We start from the raw sequence: 16,366 nt of genomic DNA, 5'->3' as shown, positions 1-16,366 counted from the left end.
GCCGCGCCCGATCCCGCCTGCCGATTCTGTCCGTTTCTGTTGACTTCCCTCCTGAACGGGTCTAAAAAGAGGTAAACGCAGATCCGAGGTCGGCAACGACACCGCGGATCCGGCGCACCACCCACGGCGAGACGACGGAGTCCACATGTACGCACCGGAGCGGCACCAGGCGATCCTGGACCGCGCCCGCACCGACGGGCGTGTCGAGGTCCGCGACCTCGCCCTCTCCCTCGCCGTGACGCCGGAGACGATCCGCCGCGATCTCACCAGCCTCGAGAAGCGGGGCCTGCTGCGCCGTGCGCACGGCGGAGCCATCCCCGTCGAGCGGCTGGGCATCGAGCCCGAGGTCGCCGCCCGCGAGGGACACCTCGCCGGCGAGAAGGACCGCATCGCCACCGCGGCCCTCGCCGAGGTGCCCGACGGCGGCTCGATCGCCATCGACGCCGGCACCACCACGGTGCGGCTGGCGGAGCTGCTCCCCCTGGACCGCCGGCTGACGGTCGTCACCCACTCCCTCCCCGTCGCGATGGCGCTCGTCGGCCGGCCCAACATCGACCTCCACCTCATCGGCGGGCACCTGCGCGGAGTCACGCAGGCCGCCGTCGGGCCGTGGGCCGCCCAGGCCCTCTCCACGGTCTCGGTGGACGTCGCCTTCATCGGCACGAACGGCCTCAGCCTCGAGCGCGGGCTCACCACCCCCGATCTCGATGAGGCCGTCGTCAAGTCCGCGATCATCGCCTCCGCGCGCCGGGTCGTGGTCCTCGCCGACCACTCGAAGTTCGGCCGGCAGGACTTCGGGCACGTCGCTCCGCTGTCCGCGGTCGACACCGTCATCACCGACGCCGATGTCGACGACGAGCTCGCCGACGACATCGAGTCGGCCGGCCCGGAGGTCGTCCGCGCATGATCGTCACCGTCACCGCCAACCCGAGCATCGACGTCACCCTCTCCACGAGCGGCTTCGCCGTCGGCGAGGTCAACCGCGCGCACGACGTGCGGCGCGACCCGGCCGGCAAGGGCGTCAACGTCGCCCGCGCCCTCGCCCGCAACGGCGTCGAGGCGACCGCGGTCTACCCGGCCGACGCCTCCACCGGCCTCGACCTGTCCACGATGCTCCGGGCCGCCGGAGTCCGCTCGGCCAGTGCGGCGATCGCCCACCCGATCCGCACCAACATCACCGTGGTCGACGACCGGACGGGCCGCACCACCAAGATCAACGAGCCCGGCCCCGCCGTCACGGAGGAGGAGGCCCGCGCCCTCTCCGAGCTGATCGGCGAGCACGTCTCGGCCTCGCCCCGCTGGCTCGTCGCCTGCGGCAGCGTCCCCCCGGGACTGGGAGCGGACTTCTACCCCGCCCTCGGCCGCCTCGCCCTGCACTTCGGCGTCCCCCTCGCCGTCGACACCTCGGGAGCCCCCCTGACCGCGATCATCGCGGCCGGCACCGCCACCCTGGTGAAGCCCAACCTCGAGGAGCTCGAGGAGCTCCTCGGCCGCTCCCTGACGACGGTCGGAGACGTCGTCGCCGGAGCCCGTGAACTCCTGCAGCTGCCCGACGCGCGAGCGCTCGTCAGCCTCGGAGAGCACGGCGCCCTCCTCGTCACGGCGCACGCGTCGTGGTGGGCGGGCGCCCCCGCCGTCGTGCCCCTCAGCACCGTCGGCGCCGGCGACAGCACGCTCGCCGGCTACCTCTCGGCCGTCGACGCCACGGAGGCGGAGCGCCTCGCGACAGCAGTCGCGTGGGGTACCGCCGCCGTCCAGCTCCCGGGCAGCGAAGCCCCGGGTCCCGACTCCCTCCGCCTCGACGACGTCTCCGTCGTCGAGAACCCCGACCCCACCCTCCCGATTGGAGAACTGAGCGCATGACTGCTCTCACCGAGGCGTCGACGGTCATCGTCGACCTCACCGCCGCCACGAAGGACGAGGCCACCGCGCAGCTCGCGAAGACGCTCGCCGACGCCGGCCGCGTCACCGACCTCGACGGCTTCCTCGCCGACGTCCGCGACCGCGAGTCGCAGATGGCGACCGGCATGCCCGGCGGCATCGGGATCCCCCACGCCCGCTCCTCCCACGTCGTCTCGCCCAGCGTGGCGGTCGGCATCGCGAAGCAGGGCGTCGACTTCGGCGCCCCCGACGGCCCGGCCGACCTGATCTTCCTGATCGCGGCTCCGGACGGCGCCGACCAGGCGCACCTCAAGATCCTCGCCCAGCTCGCCCGCAAGCTGATCCACGAGTCCTTCACCGGTTCCCTCCGCGCCGCCGCCAGCGGCCAGGAGGTCGCGGACATCATCGCCCGAGAGGTCGTCGTCTCATGAGGATCGTCGCCGTCACGAGCTGCATCGCCGGCATCGCGCACACCTACATGGCGGCCGAGGCCCTCGAGCAGGCCGCGAAGAAGAAGGGGTACGAGATCCAGGTCGAGACCCAGGGCGCCGCGGGGTCCGATCCCATGTCGGACCGGACCATCGCCGACGCCGACGTCGTGATCCTCGCCGCCGACCTCGAGGTCCGCGGCAAGGAGCGCTTCGCCGGGAAGCCCACCCTCGAGGTGGGCACGTCAGAGGCGCTCGCGAAGGCGGCCGACGTCATCGACCGCGCCGTGGCGAAGGTGCAGGACGCGCCCGCCGCGAGCCACGCCTCCGGCCCGCGCTTCGTCGCCGTGACCAGCTGCATCGCGGGCATCGCCCACACGTACATGGCGGCGGAGGCGCTCGAGCAGGCCGCGAAGAAGCGCGGCTACCCGATCCACGTCGAGACCCAGGGCGCGGCCGGCTCGGACGAGATGACCGCGGCCGACATCGCCGCCGCGGACGTCGTCATCCTCGCCGCCGACCTCGAGGTCCGCGGCAAGGACCGCTTCGCCGGCAAGCCGATCCTCCAGGTGGGCGTCGCCGAGGCCCTGTCCAAGCCGGACGAGGTCCTCGACCGCGCTCTGGCCCTCCGCGGCTCCGGCTCCGCCGCGTCCGCCCCCGCCCGCTCGACTCCGGCCGCGGCCCCCGCCGCGCCGAAGAAGGTCGGCGTCGGCACGCGCATCCGCCAGAACCTGATGACCGGCGTCTCCTACATGATCCCGTTCGTCGCGGCGGGCGGTCTGCTGATCGCGCTGTCGTTCCTGTTCGGCGGCTACCGGATCGTCGACTTCACGGCCCAGCAGATCATCGACGACGGCTTCAACGTCGCGAACATCACCGACTGGGCCGGAGTGATGTTCCTCATCGGAAGCGCGACCTTCGCCTTCCTGGTGCCGGTGCTCTCGGGCTTCATCGCCTTCGGCATCGCCGATCGTCCCGGCATCGCGCCGGGCTTCCTCGGCGGCGCGGTCGCGGTCACCGTCGGCGCGGGCTTCCTGGGCGGCCTCGCCTCCGGCTTCATCGCCGGCTACGCGGCCCTCTACATCTCGCGGATCAAGCTCCCCGCGGCGTTCAAGTCGCTGATGCCCGTCGTGATCATCCCCCTGATCGCCACCTTCATCACCGGCTTCCTGATGTTCGTGGTGCTCGGAGCGCCGCTCCGCGCACTGAGCGAGGGCCTGTCGTCCTGGCTCTCGGGCCTCTCGGGCGGCAACCTGATCATCCTGGGGATCATCCTCGGCCTCATGATGGCGTTCGACATGGGCGGTCCGGTCAACAAGGTGGCCTACGCCTTCGCGACCACCGGCCTCGCCTCCGTCCCCGCCGACGGCGACCCGAACTCCGTGCAGTTCAAGGTGATGGCGATCGTCATGGCCGCCGGCATGACCCCGCCGCTGGGTCTGGCCCTGGCCACGACGCTCCGCAAGCGCCTGTTCACCGACGCCGAGCGCCAGAACGGCAAGGCCGCCTACCTGCTGGGCGCGTCCTTCATCTCGGAGGGGGCCATCCCGTTCGCCGCGGTCGACCCGCTGCGCGTGATCCCGTCCGCCATGGTCGGCTCGGCCGTCACGGGTGCGCTCGTCGCGCTCTTCGGCTCCACCCTCCGCGCCCCGCACGGCGGCGTCTGGGTCACCGGGCTCGTCGGGCAGCCGATCCTCTACCTGGTCGCCATCCTGGTGGGCATGGTCGTCACGGCCGTCTGCGTGATCATCGCGAAGAGCATCAAGCGCGCCCCCGTGGTCGCCGAGGTGCCCGAGCCCGCCACCGCGCAGGCCGTCCCCGCCTGATCCCCTCCGACCGACCGTCCTGAGCGGTCCCGCCGGCGGTCGCCTCCGCGCTCCTCCCCCTCTCCGAGGGAGTCGCGCGAGGCGGCCGCCGGCTTCCGCGTTCCGGGGTGCGAGCGCTGCCGGGCGGCCCGCTCCGCGGCTCCGAATAGACTGCTCCGGTGACTCGCAGCACCCTCCGCATCGCCTCCGTCAACGTGAACGGCGTCCGCGCCGCCTACCGCAAGGGGATGGGAGACTGGCTCGCCGCCCGCGACGTCGACGTCCTGGCCCTGCAGGAGGTCCGCGCCTCCACGGACGACCTCACGGGGCTCCTCGGGGACGAGTGGGACGTGCTGCACGACGAGGCGACCGCCAAGGGGCGCGCCGGAGTCGCTCTCGCCTCGCGCAGGCGCGCCACGATCCACCGCGTGACGTTCGGCGCCGACGACTTCGACTCGGCCGGACGCTGGCTCGAGGCCGACTACGAGGTCGGCGGCCGCTCGCTCACCGTCGTCTCCACCTACGTCCACTCCGGCGAGGTCGGCACCCCCAAGCAGGTCGAGAAGTACCGCTTCCTCGACGCGATGGAGGCGCGCCTGCCCGAGATCCAGGCGCACAGCGAGCTCGCCGTGGTGATGGGCGACCTCAACGTCGGCCACCGCACGCTCGACATCAAGAACTGGAAGGGCAACGTCAAGAAGGCCGGCTTCCTCCCGGAGGAGCGCGCCTACGTCGACCGCTTCGTCGGCGCCGAGGGCGACCCGGACTACAACGCCGGTGCCGGACTGGGCTGGGTCGACCTCGGCCGCCGGTTCGCGGGCGAGGTGCCCGGACCATACACGTGGTGGTCGCAGCGCGGCCAGGCCTTCGACACCGACACCGGCTGGCGCCTCGACTACCAGCTCGCCACGCCCGCGCTCGCCGACCTCGCCCGCAGCTACGAGGTCGACCGCGCCGCCTCCTACGACACCCGCTGGTCCGACCACTCCCCCGTGGTCGTCGACTACGAGCTCTGACCCTCTCCCCCGCGAACCGACCCCTCGAGGCCACCCATGACTCCCAGCACCCCGGGCGCCAAGCCCGTCATCTTCTCCGGCATGCAGCCCTCCTCCGGGTCGCTGCACCTCGGCAACTACATCGGCGCGCTGACCCAGTGGGTCGCGATGCAGGAGGACTTCGACGCCTACTTCTGCGTCGTCGACCTGCACGCGATCACGGTCCCGCAGGATCCGCAGCAGCTCCGCGAGCGCACCCGCGCGACCGCCGCGCAGTACATCGCCGCGGGTATCGACCCCGCGCGCTCGACCCTCTTCATCCAGTCCCACGTGCCCGCTCACGCCGAGCTCGCCTGGGTCCTCAACACCCTGACCGGCTTCGGCGAGGCCAGCCGGATGACGCAGTTCAAGGACAAGTCGGCGAAGCAGGGCGCTGAGGCCGCCTCGGTGGGCCTGTTCACCTACCCGATCCTGATGGCGGCCGACATCCTGCTGTACCAGACGGACGCGGTGCCGGTCGGCGAGGACCAGCGCCAGCACCTGGAGCTCACCCGCGATCTCGCCGCGCGCTTCAACTCGCGCTTCGGCGAGACCTTCGCCGTGCCGGAGCCCCACATCGTGCGCGAGACCGCGAAGATCTTCGACCTGCAGAACCCGGGCGCCAAGATGTCGAAGTCGGCGGAGTCGGATGCGGGCCTGCTCAGCGTGCTCGACGAGCCGAAGGCGACCGCGAAGAAGATCATGCGCGCCGTGACGGACACCGAGTCGGAGGTGCGCTTCGACCGGGCGGCGAAGCCCGGCGTCTCGAACCTGCTGACGATCTACTCGGTCCTCGCCGACCGCTCCGTCGAGTCGCTGGAGCAGGAGTACGCGGGCCGCGGCTACGGGGACCTCAAGAAGGGCCTCGTCGAGGTGGTCGCCGCCACCTTCGACCCGATCCGCGCGCGGACCGCGGAGCTGCTCGCCGACCCGGCCGAGCTCGACCGGGTCCTCTCCCTCGCCGCCGACCGCGCGTCCGAGACCGCGGAGCGCACGCTCGCCGCCGTCTACGACTCCGTCGGCCTCCTCCGCCGCGTCCGCTGAGGCGGCCGTGCTGCGGCTCGCGCTCTTCGACCTCGACGACACCCTCTTCGCCCATGCCCGTGCTGTGCGGGAGGGGATCGTCGCGTACGCCGCCTCGCTCGGCGCCGCCTACGCCGGCGAGCCGGCCGACGTGCAGCGCCGCTGGCACCTGCTCGAGGAGGAGCACTACCACCGCTACCTCGCGGGCGAGCTCGACTACGAGGGCCAGCGCCGGGCGCGCGCCACGGACTTCGCCGCGGAGGCCGGAGTCGGGCTGACTCCCGAGGAGGCGAGCTCCTGGTTCCGCGGGTACCTCGAGCACTACGTCGCCGCCTGGACCCTCCACGACGACGCGCTGCCCGTCCTCGACCGGCTCGACGCCGCCGGAGTCCGCCTCGGCGTCATCACCAACGGCGTGCTCGACTTCCAGCGGGGGAAGATCGAGGGCACGGGCCTCTCCGGTCGCTTCGAGCACGTGATCGCCTCCGGCGACGTCGGCGTCGCCAAGCCGGACGCGCGGATCTTCGCGATCGCCTGCGAGCGGTTCGGGGTCTCTCCGGAGGAGGCCCTCTACGTCGGCGACCGGCTCGGCACCGACGCCGTCGGAGCGGCCTCTGCGGGCCTGCGCGGCGTCTGGCTCGACCGCGTCGGCGGTCCCGAGCACGGCCGCGAGCTGCCGCCCGAGGCGGTCGAGCTGGGCGTGCGCCGGATCGGCTCCCTGGACGAGCTGGACGCGCAGCTCGGGCTGTCGGCGGACTGAGGCCCCGCCCGGTCCGGGTCTCGATAAGCCGCCTGCAGCGACTACGCGACCAGCATGCAGGTCCGAATTGCCGGGTCTCGATGAGCCGGCTGCGGCGACCACTCGACCAGCATGGGTGTCCCCGAACCACCCCGTTGCGATACTCGTTGCGCCGTCGTCGGAACGACGAAGCGCCCCACCCGACCCGAGGGTCGGACAGGGCGCTTCACCGTGAACGGACTCACGTCATCCGCTCGCCGCACGAGGCGAACGGGGAGGACGCGTGTCAGCGTCGTCCCCTAGCCGGACGCGACCCGCTCTCCGAGACGAGACCGCCTCGACGAGCCGACCGCGCCGCGGCAGGCAGGGACTGCCGCGGAGAAAACTACTGCACGTCCTCGTCGATCCAGTCGAAGGTCTTGGTGACGGCCTTCTTCCAGAGGCGGTACTGGCGGGCGGCCTCGTCCTGGTCCATCTGCGGGGTCCAGCGCGAGTCCTCCTGCCAGTTCTGTCGCAGGTCGTCGAGGTTCTCCCAGAAGCCGACCGCGAGACCGGCCGCGTAGGCCGCTCCGAGCGCGGTGGTCTCCGCGACAACCGGTCGGACGACCGGGACGCCGAGGATGTCGGCCTGGAACTGCATGAGCAGGTTGTTGGCGATCATTCCGCCGTCGACCTTGAGCTCCTGCAGGGGGACGCCGGAGTCGGCGTTGACCGCGTCCAGGACCTCGCGGGTCTGGAAGGCGGTCGCCTCGAGCGCGGCGCGGGCGATGTGGCCCTTGTTGACGTAGCGGGTGAGGCCGACGAGGGCTCCGCGGGCGTCGGAGCGCCAGTAGGGTGCGAACAGACCCGAGAAGGCGGGGACGAAGTACGCGCCTCCGTTGTCCTCGACGGTGGCGGCCAGCGCCTCGACCTCGGGGGCCGAGCCGATGAGGCCCAGGTTGTCGCGCAGCCACTGGATCAGCGAGCCGGAGACCGCGATCGAGCCCTCGAGCGCGTAGTGCACCTCGCCGTCGCCGAGCTTGTAGCCGATGGTGGTGAGCAGACCGTTCTTCGAGTGGACGATCTCGGTGCCCGTGTTGAAGATCAGGAAGTTGCCGGTGCCGTAGGTGTTCTTCGCCTCGCCCGGATCGAACGCCGCCTGGCCGAAGGTCGCGGCCTGCTGGTCGCCGAGGATGCCGGCGATCGGGACCTCGCGCAGCAGCGACGAGGACTCGACGTGGCCGTAGACCTCGGAGGAGGAGCAGACCTCGGGGAGCATCGACTTCGGGACCCCGAAGGCCTCGAGGATGTCGTCGCGCCACTCGAGGGTCTCGAGGTCGAGGAACAGGGTGCGGGAGGCGTTAGTGACGTCGGTCTTGTGGACGCCGCCGTCGATGCCGCCGGTCAGGTTCCAGAGGACCCAGGTGTCCGTCGTGCCGAAGATCAGGTCGCCCGCCTCGGCCTTCTCGCGCGCACCCTCGACGTTCTCGAGGATCCAGACGATCTTGGTGCCGGAGAAGTAGGTCGCGAGCGGGAGGCCCACGATCGACTTGAAGCGGTCAGCGCCCTCGTCGCCCGCGAGGCGGTCGACGATCGACTGGGTGCGGGTGTCCTGCCAGACGATGGCGTTGTAGACGGGCTTGCCGGTCGTCCTGTCCCAGACGACAGCGGTCTCGCGCTGGTTGGTGATGCCGACGGAGGCGATGTCGTGGCGGGTCAGGTCGGCGCGGGAGAGAGCCTGGCCGATCACCTCGCGGACGTTGTTCCAGATCTCGATCGGGTCGTGCTCGACCCAGCCGGCGCGCGGGAAGATCTGCTCGTGCTCCTTCTGGCCGGTGGAGACGATCGATCCCTTCTTGTCGAAGATGATCGCGCGGGACGACGTGGTCCCCTGGTCGATAGCGATGACGTAGTCAGCCATGAATGATTACTCCTTCGTAACGGGGGTGAAAGGAAGCGCGGCGGTCTAGAGGACCGGGAGCAGCACGAGCGAGGCGAGGCCCGCGAGCACTCCACCGACGATCGGGCCGGCGACGGGCACCCAGGCGTAGCTCCAGTCGCTCGAGCCCTTGCCCTTGATCGGCAGGAGAGCGTGCGCGATGCGGGGGCCGAGGTCGCGGGCGGGGTTGATGGCGTAGCCGGTCGGGCCGCCGAGGGAGGCGCCGATCGCGATCACCAGGATGGCGACGGGCAGCGCGCCGAGCGCGGCCAGACCGCCGTCGCCCTGACGTCCGCCGCCGAAGCCGATGACGACGAAGACGAGGACGAAGGTGCCGATGACCTCGGTGACGAAGTTCCAGCCGTACGAGCGGATCGCCGGGCCGGTCGAGAAGACGCCGAGCTTGTTCGCCGCGTCGGGCTCCTCGTCGAAGTGCTGCTTGTAGGCGAGCCAGCAGAAGACGGCACCGAGGATCGCACCGATCATCTGGGCGAGGATGTAGACGAGGATCGAGACGATGTTGACGGGCACGCCGGATCCGAACTCGGTCGCTCCGCTCGCGACGAGGCCCAGGGTGACCGCGGGGTTGAGGTGCGCCCCCGAGTTGTACGAGACGATCACACCGGCGAAGACCGCGAAGCCCCAGCCGATGTTGACCATGAGGGTTCCGCCGTTGAGACCCTTGCTCTTCACGAGCGCGACGTTGGCGACGACACCGCAGCCGAGGAGCACGAGCATGGCCGTTCCCACGACTTCGGCGAGGAAGACCACTCCGAGATTGTCCACGTTGACCTTTTCCTTTTCGTAAGACGGACGCGCACAGGCGTCCGCGGCGGGCTTCGATGCCCGACGGTGTGAAGTTATCGGCGCCCTGTCCTAGCGACAAGGAACGGCGCGTGCACGTTTGTGCGTTGTCACGACGGAAGCCCCGGTCGAGGTGGTCCTCGGTCCGGGGCTTCCGTCGATCCGCGCCTGATCGCCGATCAGGAGGCGGGCACGGCCGTCGGGGTCTGCACCGAGGTGCCCCCGACGTCGACGCCGTTGTACTCCTTGAGGTGCGCGATGGTCGCGTCGACCTCCGACGCGCGGGCGGCGTCGTCCCAGCCCAGCACGGCGCCCGTGTGCTCGGCGAGCTCCTCGAGGAGCTCGCGGCTCAGGCCGCCCGTGAAGGCGTGGTTGGTGCGGCGCATCACCAGGTCGATGAGGTGCACCACGCTCTCGCGCTGGGCGAGGTAGCGGATCTCACCGGTGGTGAAGTCCTTGTCGAAGTCGAGCGCCTCGTCGTGTCCGTCGGCCAGGGCCTCGATGACCTCCTGCGCGCGGGTGCCGTAGCGCTCGAGCAGCTGGCCCGTGCGGGCCGAGGAGAGCCCGGAGCGGTGCTGGCTGATCCACTGCGCGCGGGACGCGTCGGTGCGCGGGAAGCCCTTGCCGCCTCCGATGGGGGTCTTCACGGTGGAGACGCGACGGGTCACGCCGATCCGCTTGAAGACCTCGTTCGAGAGGTGCTCCGACAGGGCGCGGAACGTCGTCCACTTGCCGCCGACCAGGCTGAGCACGGGCGAGCCGTTGCCGGGGAGCGTCGAGGGCTCGATGCGGTAGTCGCGGGAGACGAAGCCCGGGGCCTCGTCGTCGTGGCGGGGCAGCGGGCGGATGCCGGAGAACTTGAAGACGATCTGCGAACGGTCCACGCGGATGGCCGGGAAGACGTGGTTGACGAGCTCGAAGAAGTAGTCGATCTCCTCCTCCGTGCACACCGCCGGCTTCGTGGGGTCGGCGTCGATGTCGGTCGTGCCGACCATCACGCGGCCCTTGAGCGGGTAGATGAGGACGATGCGTCCGTCGCTGTGCTCGAAGAACATCTCGCGACCCTCGCAGGCCTCGACCAGCTCGGGGTTGTCGAGCACGATGTGCGAGCCCTTGGTGCCGCCCATGAATTTCGTGGACGTGCCGAGGGCCGTGTTGGTGAAGTCGGTCCACGGTCCGGAGACGTTGACGACGACGTCCGCCGCGAAGGTGAACTCCTCGCCGGACTCGCGGTCGCGGAGGACGACGCCCTTCTCGTCGGCGCCGACGGCCTCGACGTAGTTGGCCGCGCGGGCCTTCCTGCCGCCGATCAGCGCGTCGTGGAGCACGTCGAGCGCGAGGCGCTCGGGCTCGTGCACGGAGGCGTCGAAGTAGGTGGCGGTGTACTTGATCTTCGGGTCGAGCTTGGGGAGCTCGTTCAGCGAGCGCTTGCGCCCGTGGAACTGGTGGCGCGGGACCGTGCCGCCGTCGCGGGAGAAGAAGTCGTACATCGTGAGGCCGACCTTGATCAGCAGCGCACCGCGCTCCTGCGGCTTGCCCGACTTGTGGGTCAGGAAGCGCAGCGGAGCCGCGAGGATGCCCGAGAACGTCGAGTAGATCGGGATCGTCGTCTGCAGCGGCTTCACGTAATGGGGAGCGATCTTCAGCAGGCCGTTGCGCTCGTGCACGCCCTCGTTGACGAGTCGGAACTCGCCGTTCTCGAGGTAGCGGATGCCGCCGTGGATCATGTGGCTCGAGGCGCTCGAGGCACCGGAGACGTAGTCGCCGCGCTCGACGAGGGCGACGTCGACGCCGTTGAGCGCGAGCTCGCGGAAGGTCCCGATGCCGTTGATGCCACCGCCGATGACCAGGACCGTGGCGCGGGGGTTGTCGCGGAGAGCAGCGACGCTCTCGCGCAGAGCGGAGTTTCCGGGAGTTCCGTCGGACTGTGCCACTTCGTACTCGCCTTCGTGTCGTAGGGGTGTCGTCGAGGCCTCCGCACCAGCGTGCACCGGGGAGATGACCGATTGATTTCGCGGAGGAATACAGCCATCCTTGACCCGACAACACATCCGGTCAAGACGGGTGGAAATCCGTGCAGGGAGCGCTATGACCCCGGTGAGACCGGTCGTCGAACTCGACGAGACGACCCACGCGACCCATCCCGACAAGACGCGGGACGCGCTGCGTGCGGCCCAGCTGTACTACATGCAGGATCTGACGATGGACGCGATCGCGCACGAGCTGCACACGTCGCGCTCCTCCGTCTCGCGCCTGCTCTCGCACGCCCGCGCGACCGGCCTGGTCGACATCCAGATCCGCTCCCCCCTCGACCGGGCGAGCGCCCTCTCGGCCGAGGTGCGGTCCCACTTCGACATCACGGCGCACATCGTGCCGGTGCCGGACCACACCAGCGAGATCGACCGGCTCGAGCGGGTCGCCCTGTCCGCAGCGAGGATCCTCGGGCAGTTCATCGACTCGAACATGATCGTCGGCATCGCCTGGGGCTCCACGATGAGCGCGATCAGCCGCCACCTGATCGCCAAGGAGACGCACAACACGCAGATCGTGCAGCTGAACGGCGCCGGCAACACCGAGACCACGGGCATCAACTACTCGAGCGAGATCCTCCGCCGCTTCGGTGACGCCTACGCGGCGAAGGTCCAGCAGTTCCCGGTGCCGGCGTTCTTCGACGACCCGACCACCAAGCAGGCGGTGTGGCGCGAGCGCTCCACCCGACGGGTCCTGGAGCTGCAGCAGCGGATGGACGTGGCGCTGTTCGGGCTCGGGTCGCCGTTCGCGGCGGTCCCCTCGAAGGTCTACATCGGCGGCTACCTGGAGCCGAGCGACTTCACCTCGCTCAGCGGCTCCGGGGTCGTCGGCGACGTCGCGACGGTGTTCTACCGGTCCGACGGCAGCTGGGACGACATCCCCATGAACGAACGTGCAAGCGGTCCGGACCTCTCCACCGTGCGCCGCGCGTCGCGCCGGATCTGCGTCGTCTCGGGCGCCTCGAAGCTGCCGGGCCTGCGCGGCGCCCTGGCGGCCGGCCTCATCACCGACCTCATCCTCGACGAGGGAACGGCCCGCGCCCTCATCTCGGACTGACGCCTCCCGCCCCCTCCGCGGGACGCCGCTCGGGTACGCGGCACGCCGACACAGGCGCACCGGAGCGGCGTCTCGCGGGAGCGGTCAGGACTCGCGGGCGTGCGCGTCGAGGAACTCGTAGACCTCGGCGTCGTCGATGCCCGGGAAGGTCCCCGACGGGAGCGGCGCGAGCACGTGCGCGTGCAGGCGCGCGCTCGGCCAGGCGTTGCCGTCCCAGCGCGCGGCGAGCTCCGACGGGGCGCGTCGGCAGCAGGACTCGTCGGGGCAGCGGGAGAGCTCGCGGCGGTCGGTGTCGCGGCCTCGGAAGAAACGGGCCTCGGCGAACGGGACGCCCACGGTGATCGAGAACTCCTCGGTGGCGGTCGTGCCGGTCTGCGACGCCGACCAGAAGGTCCCCGCCGGGGTGTCGACGTACTGGTAGTACTCCGTCGTCCGGTTGGTCCGGGTGAACGCGGAGCGCGCCGACCAGTAGCGGCAGACCACCTGGCCCTCGACGGCCCCGGTGACGTCGGTCGGCAGCGGCAGCCCGTCGTTCTCGTAGGCCTTCTGGATCGAGCCGTCTCCCAGCACCCGCAGGAAGTGCATCCGGATGTCGAGGTGCGAGGTGAGCAGGTTCGTGAAGCGCAGGGCGGCGGCCTCGTGGGTGACGCCGAAGCCGTCGCGGAAGTCCTCCACCGAGATGTCCCGCTCGCGCTTCGCCTCCTGGAGGAACGCGACCGCCGGCTCCAGCGGCATCAGGCACGCGGCGGCGAAGTAGTTGATCTCGAGGCGCTGGCGGAGGAAGTCGGCGTAGGTCACCGGCCGCTCGTGCCCGAGGAGGCGGTGCGCCATCGCCTGCAGCGCCAGCGCCCGCAGGCCGTGGCCCCCGGGGATCGAGGCGGGCGGGAGGTAGATCCTGCCGTTCGCGAGGTCGATCACCGAGCGGGCGGAGTGCGGCAGGTCGCCGACGTGGATGATCTCGAAGCCGAGGTGCCGGGCCATCTTCGAGACGGAGCTGTGGGTCAGTGCTCCTCCGCGGTGCCCGACGGTGCGGAGCATCTCGCCCGCCACCTCCTCGATCTCGGGCAGGTAGGAGCTGCGCTCGCGCAGCTGGAGCCGCTGGGCGGTGTTGGCCCGGCGCGCCTCCTCCGGTGTGGCACTCGCCTCGCTCCGGCGCCGTGCGAGCTCGCGGTAGACGCCGAGGAACGCCTCCAGCACGGGCGTGCTCAGCCCCTTGTTGACCTTGAACTCGGGCAGGCCGAGCGAGCGGTACAGCGACCCCTTCTGCACGCGCGCCAGCTCGATCTCCAGCGCGGCCCGCTCGCTCGGCGGCTCGTCCGAGAGCAGCGCCGCCAGCTCGACGCCGAGCGCGGCCGCGAGGCGCTGCAGGAGGGAGAGGCGCGGCTCGCGGCGGCCCGTCTCGATCAGCGAGAGCTGGCTCCCCGACACGTCGACGCGCTCGGCGAGCTGCCCGAGGGTCAGTCCGCGCCGGGTGCGGAAGTGGCGCAGGCGCTGCCCGAGCAGCACGGCGTCGGAGCCCGGGGCGGGTGTCGAGGGATCGGTCACGGCGAGCTCCAGCGGTCGGTTGTGACGGAAGCGCAAAAAGGCGGTTTCTTGACCGCCTGAGCGCCGGGAATACCTCCTGATCCTCCTCCATCCTGGCTTCAGGCGCCACTGAGCGCCCCTCCCGGCCCAGCCGGCCTCTTCCCGGCTGCGGCCGGCGACTCCCCACCCCCGTCGACGACGACCACCGAAAGCGGAGCCAGCATGAGCATCTACAGCAACACCGTCCGACTCGAGCCGAGCACCATGACCGCGCCGACGTCCGTCCCCGCGCCCGTCGTGCCGCCGGCGCCCCTCGCCCTCCGCCGCTGGGTGCGCGAGACCGCCGCGATCCTCCAGCCCGACGCGATCGAGTGGAGCGACGGCTCCCCCGCGGAGTGGTACCGCCTCACCGAGCGGCTCGTCGCCTCCGGCATGCTCCTCCCGCTCAATCCGGAGTGGCGGCCCGGCTCGTTCCTGGCCCGCACCGACCCGGACGACGTCGCCCGGGTCGAGGACCGCACCTTCATCTGCACGACCGACGAGGCCGACGCGGGACCGACCAACAACTGGCGCGAGCCCGCCGCGATGAGGGCCGAGCTCGCTCCCCTCCTCGACGGAGCGATGCGCGGACGGACGATGTACGTCGTCCCGTTCTCGATGGGGCCCGTCGGCGGTCCGCTCTCGCAGCTGGGCGTCCAGGTCACCGACTCGGCCTACGCGGTGCTGAACCTGCGGATCATGGCGCGCGTGGGCTCCGAGCCGCTGGCCGCCTTCACCGAGGAGACCCCGTTCGTCCGCGGCGTGCACACCGTGGGGCTGCCCCTCCGCGACGCGGACGGCGTCACCCGCGAGGACGTCGCCTGGCCGTGCAGCCCCGTGAAGTACATCACCCAGTTCCCGGAGACGCGCGAGATCGTCTCGTACGGCTCCGGCTACGGCGGCAACGCCCTGCTGGCGAAGAAGTGCTTCGCCCTGCGCATCGCCTCGGCGATGGGGCGCGAGGAGGGCTGGCTCGCCGAGCACATGCTGCTGATCCGCATCGTCTCGCCCGAGGGACGGCGCTACCACGTCGCCGCCGCCTTCCCGAGCGCGTGCGGCAAGACCAACCTCGCGATGATGCAGCCCGCGATCCCCGGCTGGCGGGTCGAGACGCTGGGCGACGACATCACCTGGATGCGCCGCGGGGAGGATGGACGCCTCTGGGCGATGAACCCCGAGACGGGCTTCTTCGGCGTCGCTCCCGGCACCGGGGAGACCTCGAACCCGAACGCCGTGCAGACGCTCTGGGGCAACACGATCTTCACCAACGTCGCGCTCCGCGAGGACGGCGACGTGTGGTGGGAGGGCCTGACCGACGAGGTCCCGGAGCGGCTGACCGACTGGCGCGGGCAGCCGTGGACGCCGGCGTCCGGCACGCCCGCCGCGCACCCCAACTCCCGCTTCACCGCGCCGGCCGCGCAGTGCCCGTCGCTCTCCGCCGACTGGGACGCCCACGAGGGCGTGCCGCTGGACGCGATCGTCTTCGGTGGCCGACGGGCGAGCAACGTCCCGCTGGTCACGCAGGCCACCTCGTGGCAGCACGGCGTCTTCCTGGGTGCGACCGTCGCCTCCGAGAAGACCGCGGCCGCGGAGGGCACGGTCGGGGAGCTGCGCCGCGATCCGTTCGCGATGCTCCCCTTCTGCGGCTACAACATGGCCGACTACTTCGCGCACTGGCTCGCGATCGGCGCTGAGCTCGGCGATGCGGCGCCGGCGGTGTTCCAGGTCAACTGGTTCCGGAAGGACGCGGACGGCGAGTTCCTCTGGCCCGGCTTCGGCGAGAACGCGCGGGTGCTGCAGTGGCTCGTCCGCCGCCTGGAGGGGCTGGCGGAGGCCCGGCGGAGCCCCCTCGGCGACCTGCCGGTCGCGATCGACACGCACGGGCTCCGGCTCTCCGCGGCCCAGAAGGAGGAGCTGTTCTCCGTCCCGGTGGAGGCGTGGCTGGAGGAGTGCGCGCTCACGGAGGAGTTCTTCACGCGGTTCGGCGACCGGCTGCCGCCCGAGCTGACCGCCGAGCTCCAGGCCCTGCGGCTCCGGCTCCTCGCCGAGAAGCTGCCGCTGGCGGCCTGATCCCCCTGACCGAG

General features: G+C 71.1%; 13 protein-coding genes. 9 read left to right on the top strand and 4 right to left on the bottom strand.

Features of this window, described 5'->3' with window-relative positions:
• Positions 1-145: 145 nt before the first annotated feature.
• The 7 genes from C5C25_RS01025 (at position 146) to C5C25_RS00990 (ending at position 6,931) form a co-directional block, all read left to right on the top strand.
• Positions 146-907, top strand: coding sequence for a DeoR/GlpR family DNA-binding transcription regulator (locus C5C25_RS01025; protein ID WP_104226423.1), 762 nt, complete (start codon positions 146-148; stop codon positions 905-907).
• Complete coding sequence (locus tag C5C25_RS01020) at positions 904-1,863, top strand: 1-phosphofructokinase family hexose kinase (protein ID WP_104249472.1); 960 nt, start codon at positions 904-906, stop codon at positions 1,861-1,863. Before C5C25_RS01025 ends, C5C25_RS01020 begins: the two co-directional genes overlap by 4 nt.
• Entirely contained in the window at positions 1,860-2,312 is a 453-nt protein-coding gene (locus C5C25_RS01015; protein WP_097166616.1) for a PTS sugar transporter subunit IIA, read from the top strand. Before C5C25_RS01020 ends, C5C25_RS01015 begins: the two co-directional genes overlap by 4 nt.
• A complete protein-coding gene (locus C5C25_RS01005; protein ID WP_181073451.1) occupies positions 2,309-4,135 on the top strand; it encodes a PTS fructose-like transporter subunit IIB in 1,827 nt (608 codons plus the stop codon). The genes C5C25_RS01015 and C5C25_RS01005 overlap by 4 nt, the downstream gene beginning before the upstream one ends.
• Before the next feature lie 158 nt (positions 4,136-4,293).
• Positions 4,294-5,130 (top strand): exodeoxyribonuclease III, encoded by an 837-nt coding sequence (locus tag C5C25_RS01000; protein ID WP_104223192.1) that lies wholly within the window; start codon positions 4,294-4,296, stop codon positions 5,128-5,130.
• 36 nt (positions 5,131-5,166) lie between these two features.
• Entirely contained in the window at positions 5,167-6,192 is a 1,026-nt protein-coding gene (trpS, locus tag C5C25_RS00995; RefSeq protein WP_104232840.1) for a tryptophan--tRNA ligase, read from the top strand.
• 7 nt (positions 6,193-6,199) lie between these two features.
• A complete protein-coding gene (locus C5C25_RS00990) occupies positions 6,200-6,931 on the top strand; it encodes an HAD family hydrolase (RefSeq protein WP_104249471.1) in 732 nt (243 codons plus the stop codon).
• 364 nt (positions 6,932-7,295) lie between these two features.
• On the opposite strand, the gene glpK is transcribed toward C5C25_RS00990, so the two are convergent.
• The 3 genes from glpK to C5C25_RS00975 all read right to left on the bottom strand — a co-directional run bounded on the left by glpK (position 7,296) and on the right by C5C25_RS00975 (position 11,566).
• Positions 7,296-8,810 carry a glycerol kinase GlpK gene (glpK, locus tag C5C25_RS00985; protein WP_104226427.1) on the bottom strand — a complete coding sequence of 505 codons (1,515 nt, stop codon included), beginning with the start codon at positions 8,808-8,810 and terminating at the stop codon, positions 7,296-7,298.
• A gap of 45 nt (positions 8,811-8,855) precedes the next feature.
• The gene (locus tag C5C25_RS00980) at positions 8,856-9,566 is read right to left on the bottom strand and encodes an MIP/aquaporin family protein (RefSeq protein ID WP_374952909.1); all 711 of its coding nucleotides are present in this window, start codon (positions 9,564-9,566) and stop codon (positions 8,856-8,858) included.
• Between the two features lie 245 nt (positions 9,567-9,811).
• Complete coding sequence (locus C5C25_RS00975) at positions 9,812-11,566, bottom strand: glycerol-3-phosphate dehydrogenase/oxidase (protein WP_258061232.1); 1,755 nt, start codon at positions 11,564-11,566, stop codon at positions 9,812-9,814.
• Positions 11,567-11,720: 154 nt separating this feature from the next.
• Between C5C25_RS00975 and C5C25_RS00970 the strand changes: the two genes are divergently transcribed.
• The gene (locus C5C25_RS00970; RefSeq protein ID WP_104223198.1) at positions 11,721-12,719 is read left to right on the top strand and encodes a sugar-binding transcriptional regulator; all 999 of its coding nucleotides are present in this window, start codon (positions 11,721-11,723) and stop codon (positions 12,717-12,719) included.
• 84 nt (positions 12,720-12,803) lie between these two features.
• Here C5C25_RS00970 and C5C25_RS00965 read toward each other — a convergent pair whose 3' ends face one another.
• Positions 12,804-14,264, bottom strand: coding sequence for a helix-turn-helix domain-containing protein (locus tag C5C25_RS00965; RefSeq protein ID WP_104223199.1), 1,461 nt, complete (start codon positions 14,262-14,264; stop codon positions 12,804-12,806).
• A gap of 243 nt (positions 14,265-14,507) precedes the next feature.
• Between C5C25_RS00965 and C5C25_RS00960 the strand changes: the two genes are divergently transcribed.
• Positions 14,508-16,352 (top strand): phosphoenolpyruvate carboxykinase (GTP), encoded by a 1,845-nt coding sequence (locus C5C25_RS00960; protein WP_104249645.1) that lies wholly within the window; start codon positions 14,508-14,510, stop codon positions 16,350-16,352.
• Positions 16,353-16,366: the final 14 nt, after the last annotated feature.

The organism is Rathayibacter sp. AY2B9 (assembly GCF_002931595.1).
Lineage (GTDB): Bacteria > Actinomycetota > Actinomycetes > Actinomycetales > Microbacteriaceae > Rathayibacter.
The sequence above is the reverse complement of the archived record's forward strand: the minus strand, read 5'-3'. Positions and strand labels throughout refer to the sequence as shown.

Bases quoted from the DNA above. Each gene is read 5' to 3' on its own strand.
- C5C25_RS01025 (WP_104226423.1), top strand. From the start codon at position 146: ATGTACGCACCGGAGCGGCACCAGGCGATCCTGGACCGCGCCCGCACC.
- C5C25_RS01020 (WP_104249472.1), top strand. From the start codon at position 904: ATGATCGTCACCGTCACCGCCAACCCGAGCATCGACGTCACCCTCTCC.
- C5C25_RS01015 (WP_097166616.1), top strand. From the start codon at position 1,860: ATGACTGCTCTCACCGAGGCGTCGACGGTCATCGTCGACCTCACCGCC.
- C5C25_RS01005 (WP_181073451.1), top strand. From the start codon at position 2,309: ATGAGGATCGTCGCCGTCACGAGCTGCATCGCCGGCATCGCGCACACC.
- trpS (WP_104232840.1), top strand. From the start codon at position 5,167: ATGACTCCCAGCACCCCGGGCGCCAAGCCCGTCATCTTCTCCGGCATG.
- glpK (WP_104226427.1), bottom strand. From the start codon at position 8,810: ATGGCTGACTACGTCATCGCTATCGACCAGGGGACCACGTCGTCCCGC.
- C5C25_RS00980 (WP_374952909.1), bottom strand. From the start codon at position 9,566: ATGCTCGTGCTCCTCGGCTGCGGTGTCGTCGCCAACGTCGCGCTCGTG.
- C5C25_RS00970 (WP_104223198.1), top strand. From the start codon at position 11,721: ATGACCCCGGTGAGACCGGTCGTCGAACTCGACGAGACGACCCACGCG.
- C5C25_RS00960 (WP_104249645.1), top strand. From the start codon at position 14,508: ATGACCGCGCCGACGTCCGTCCCCGCGCCCGTCGTGCCGCCGGCGCCC.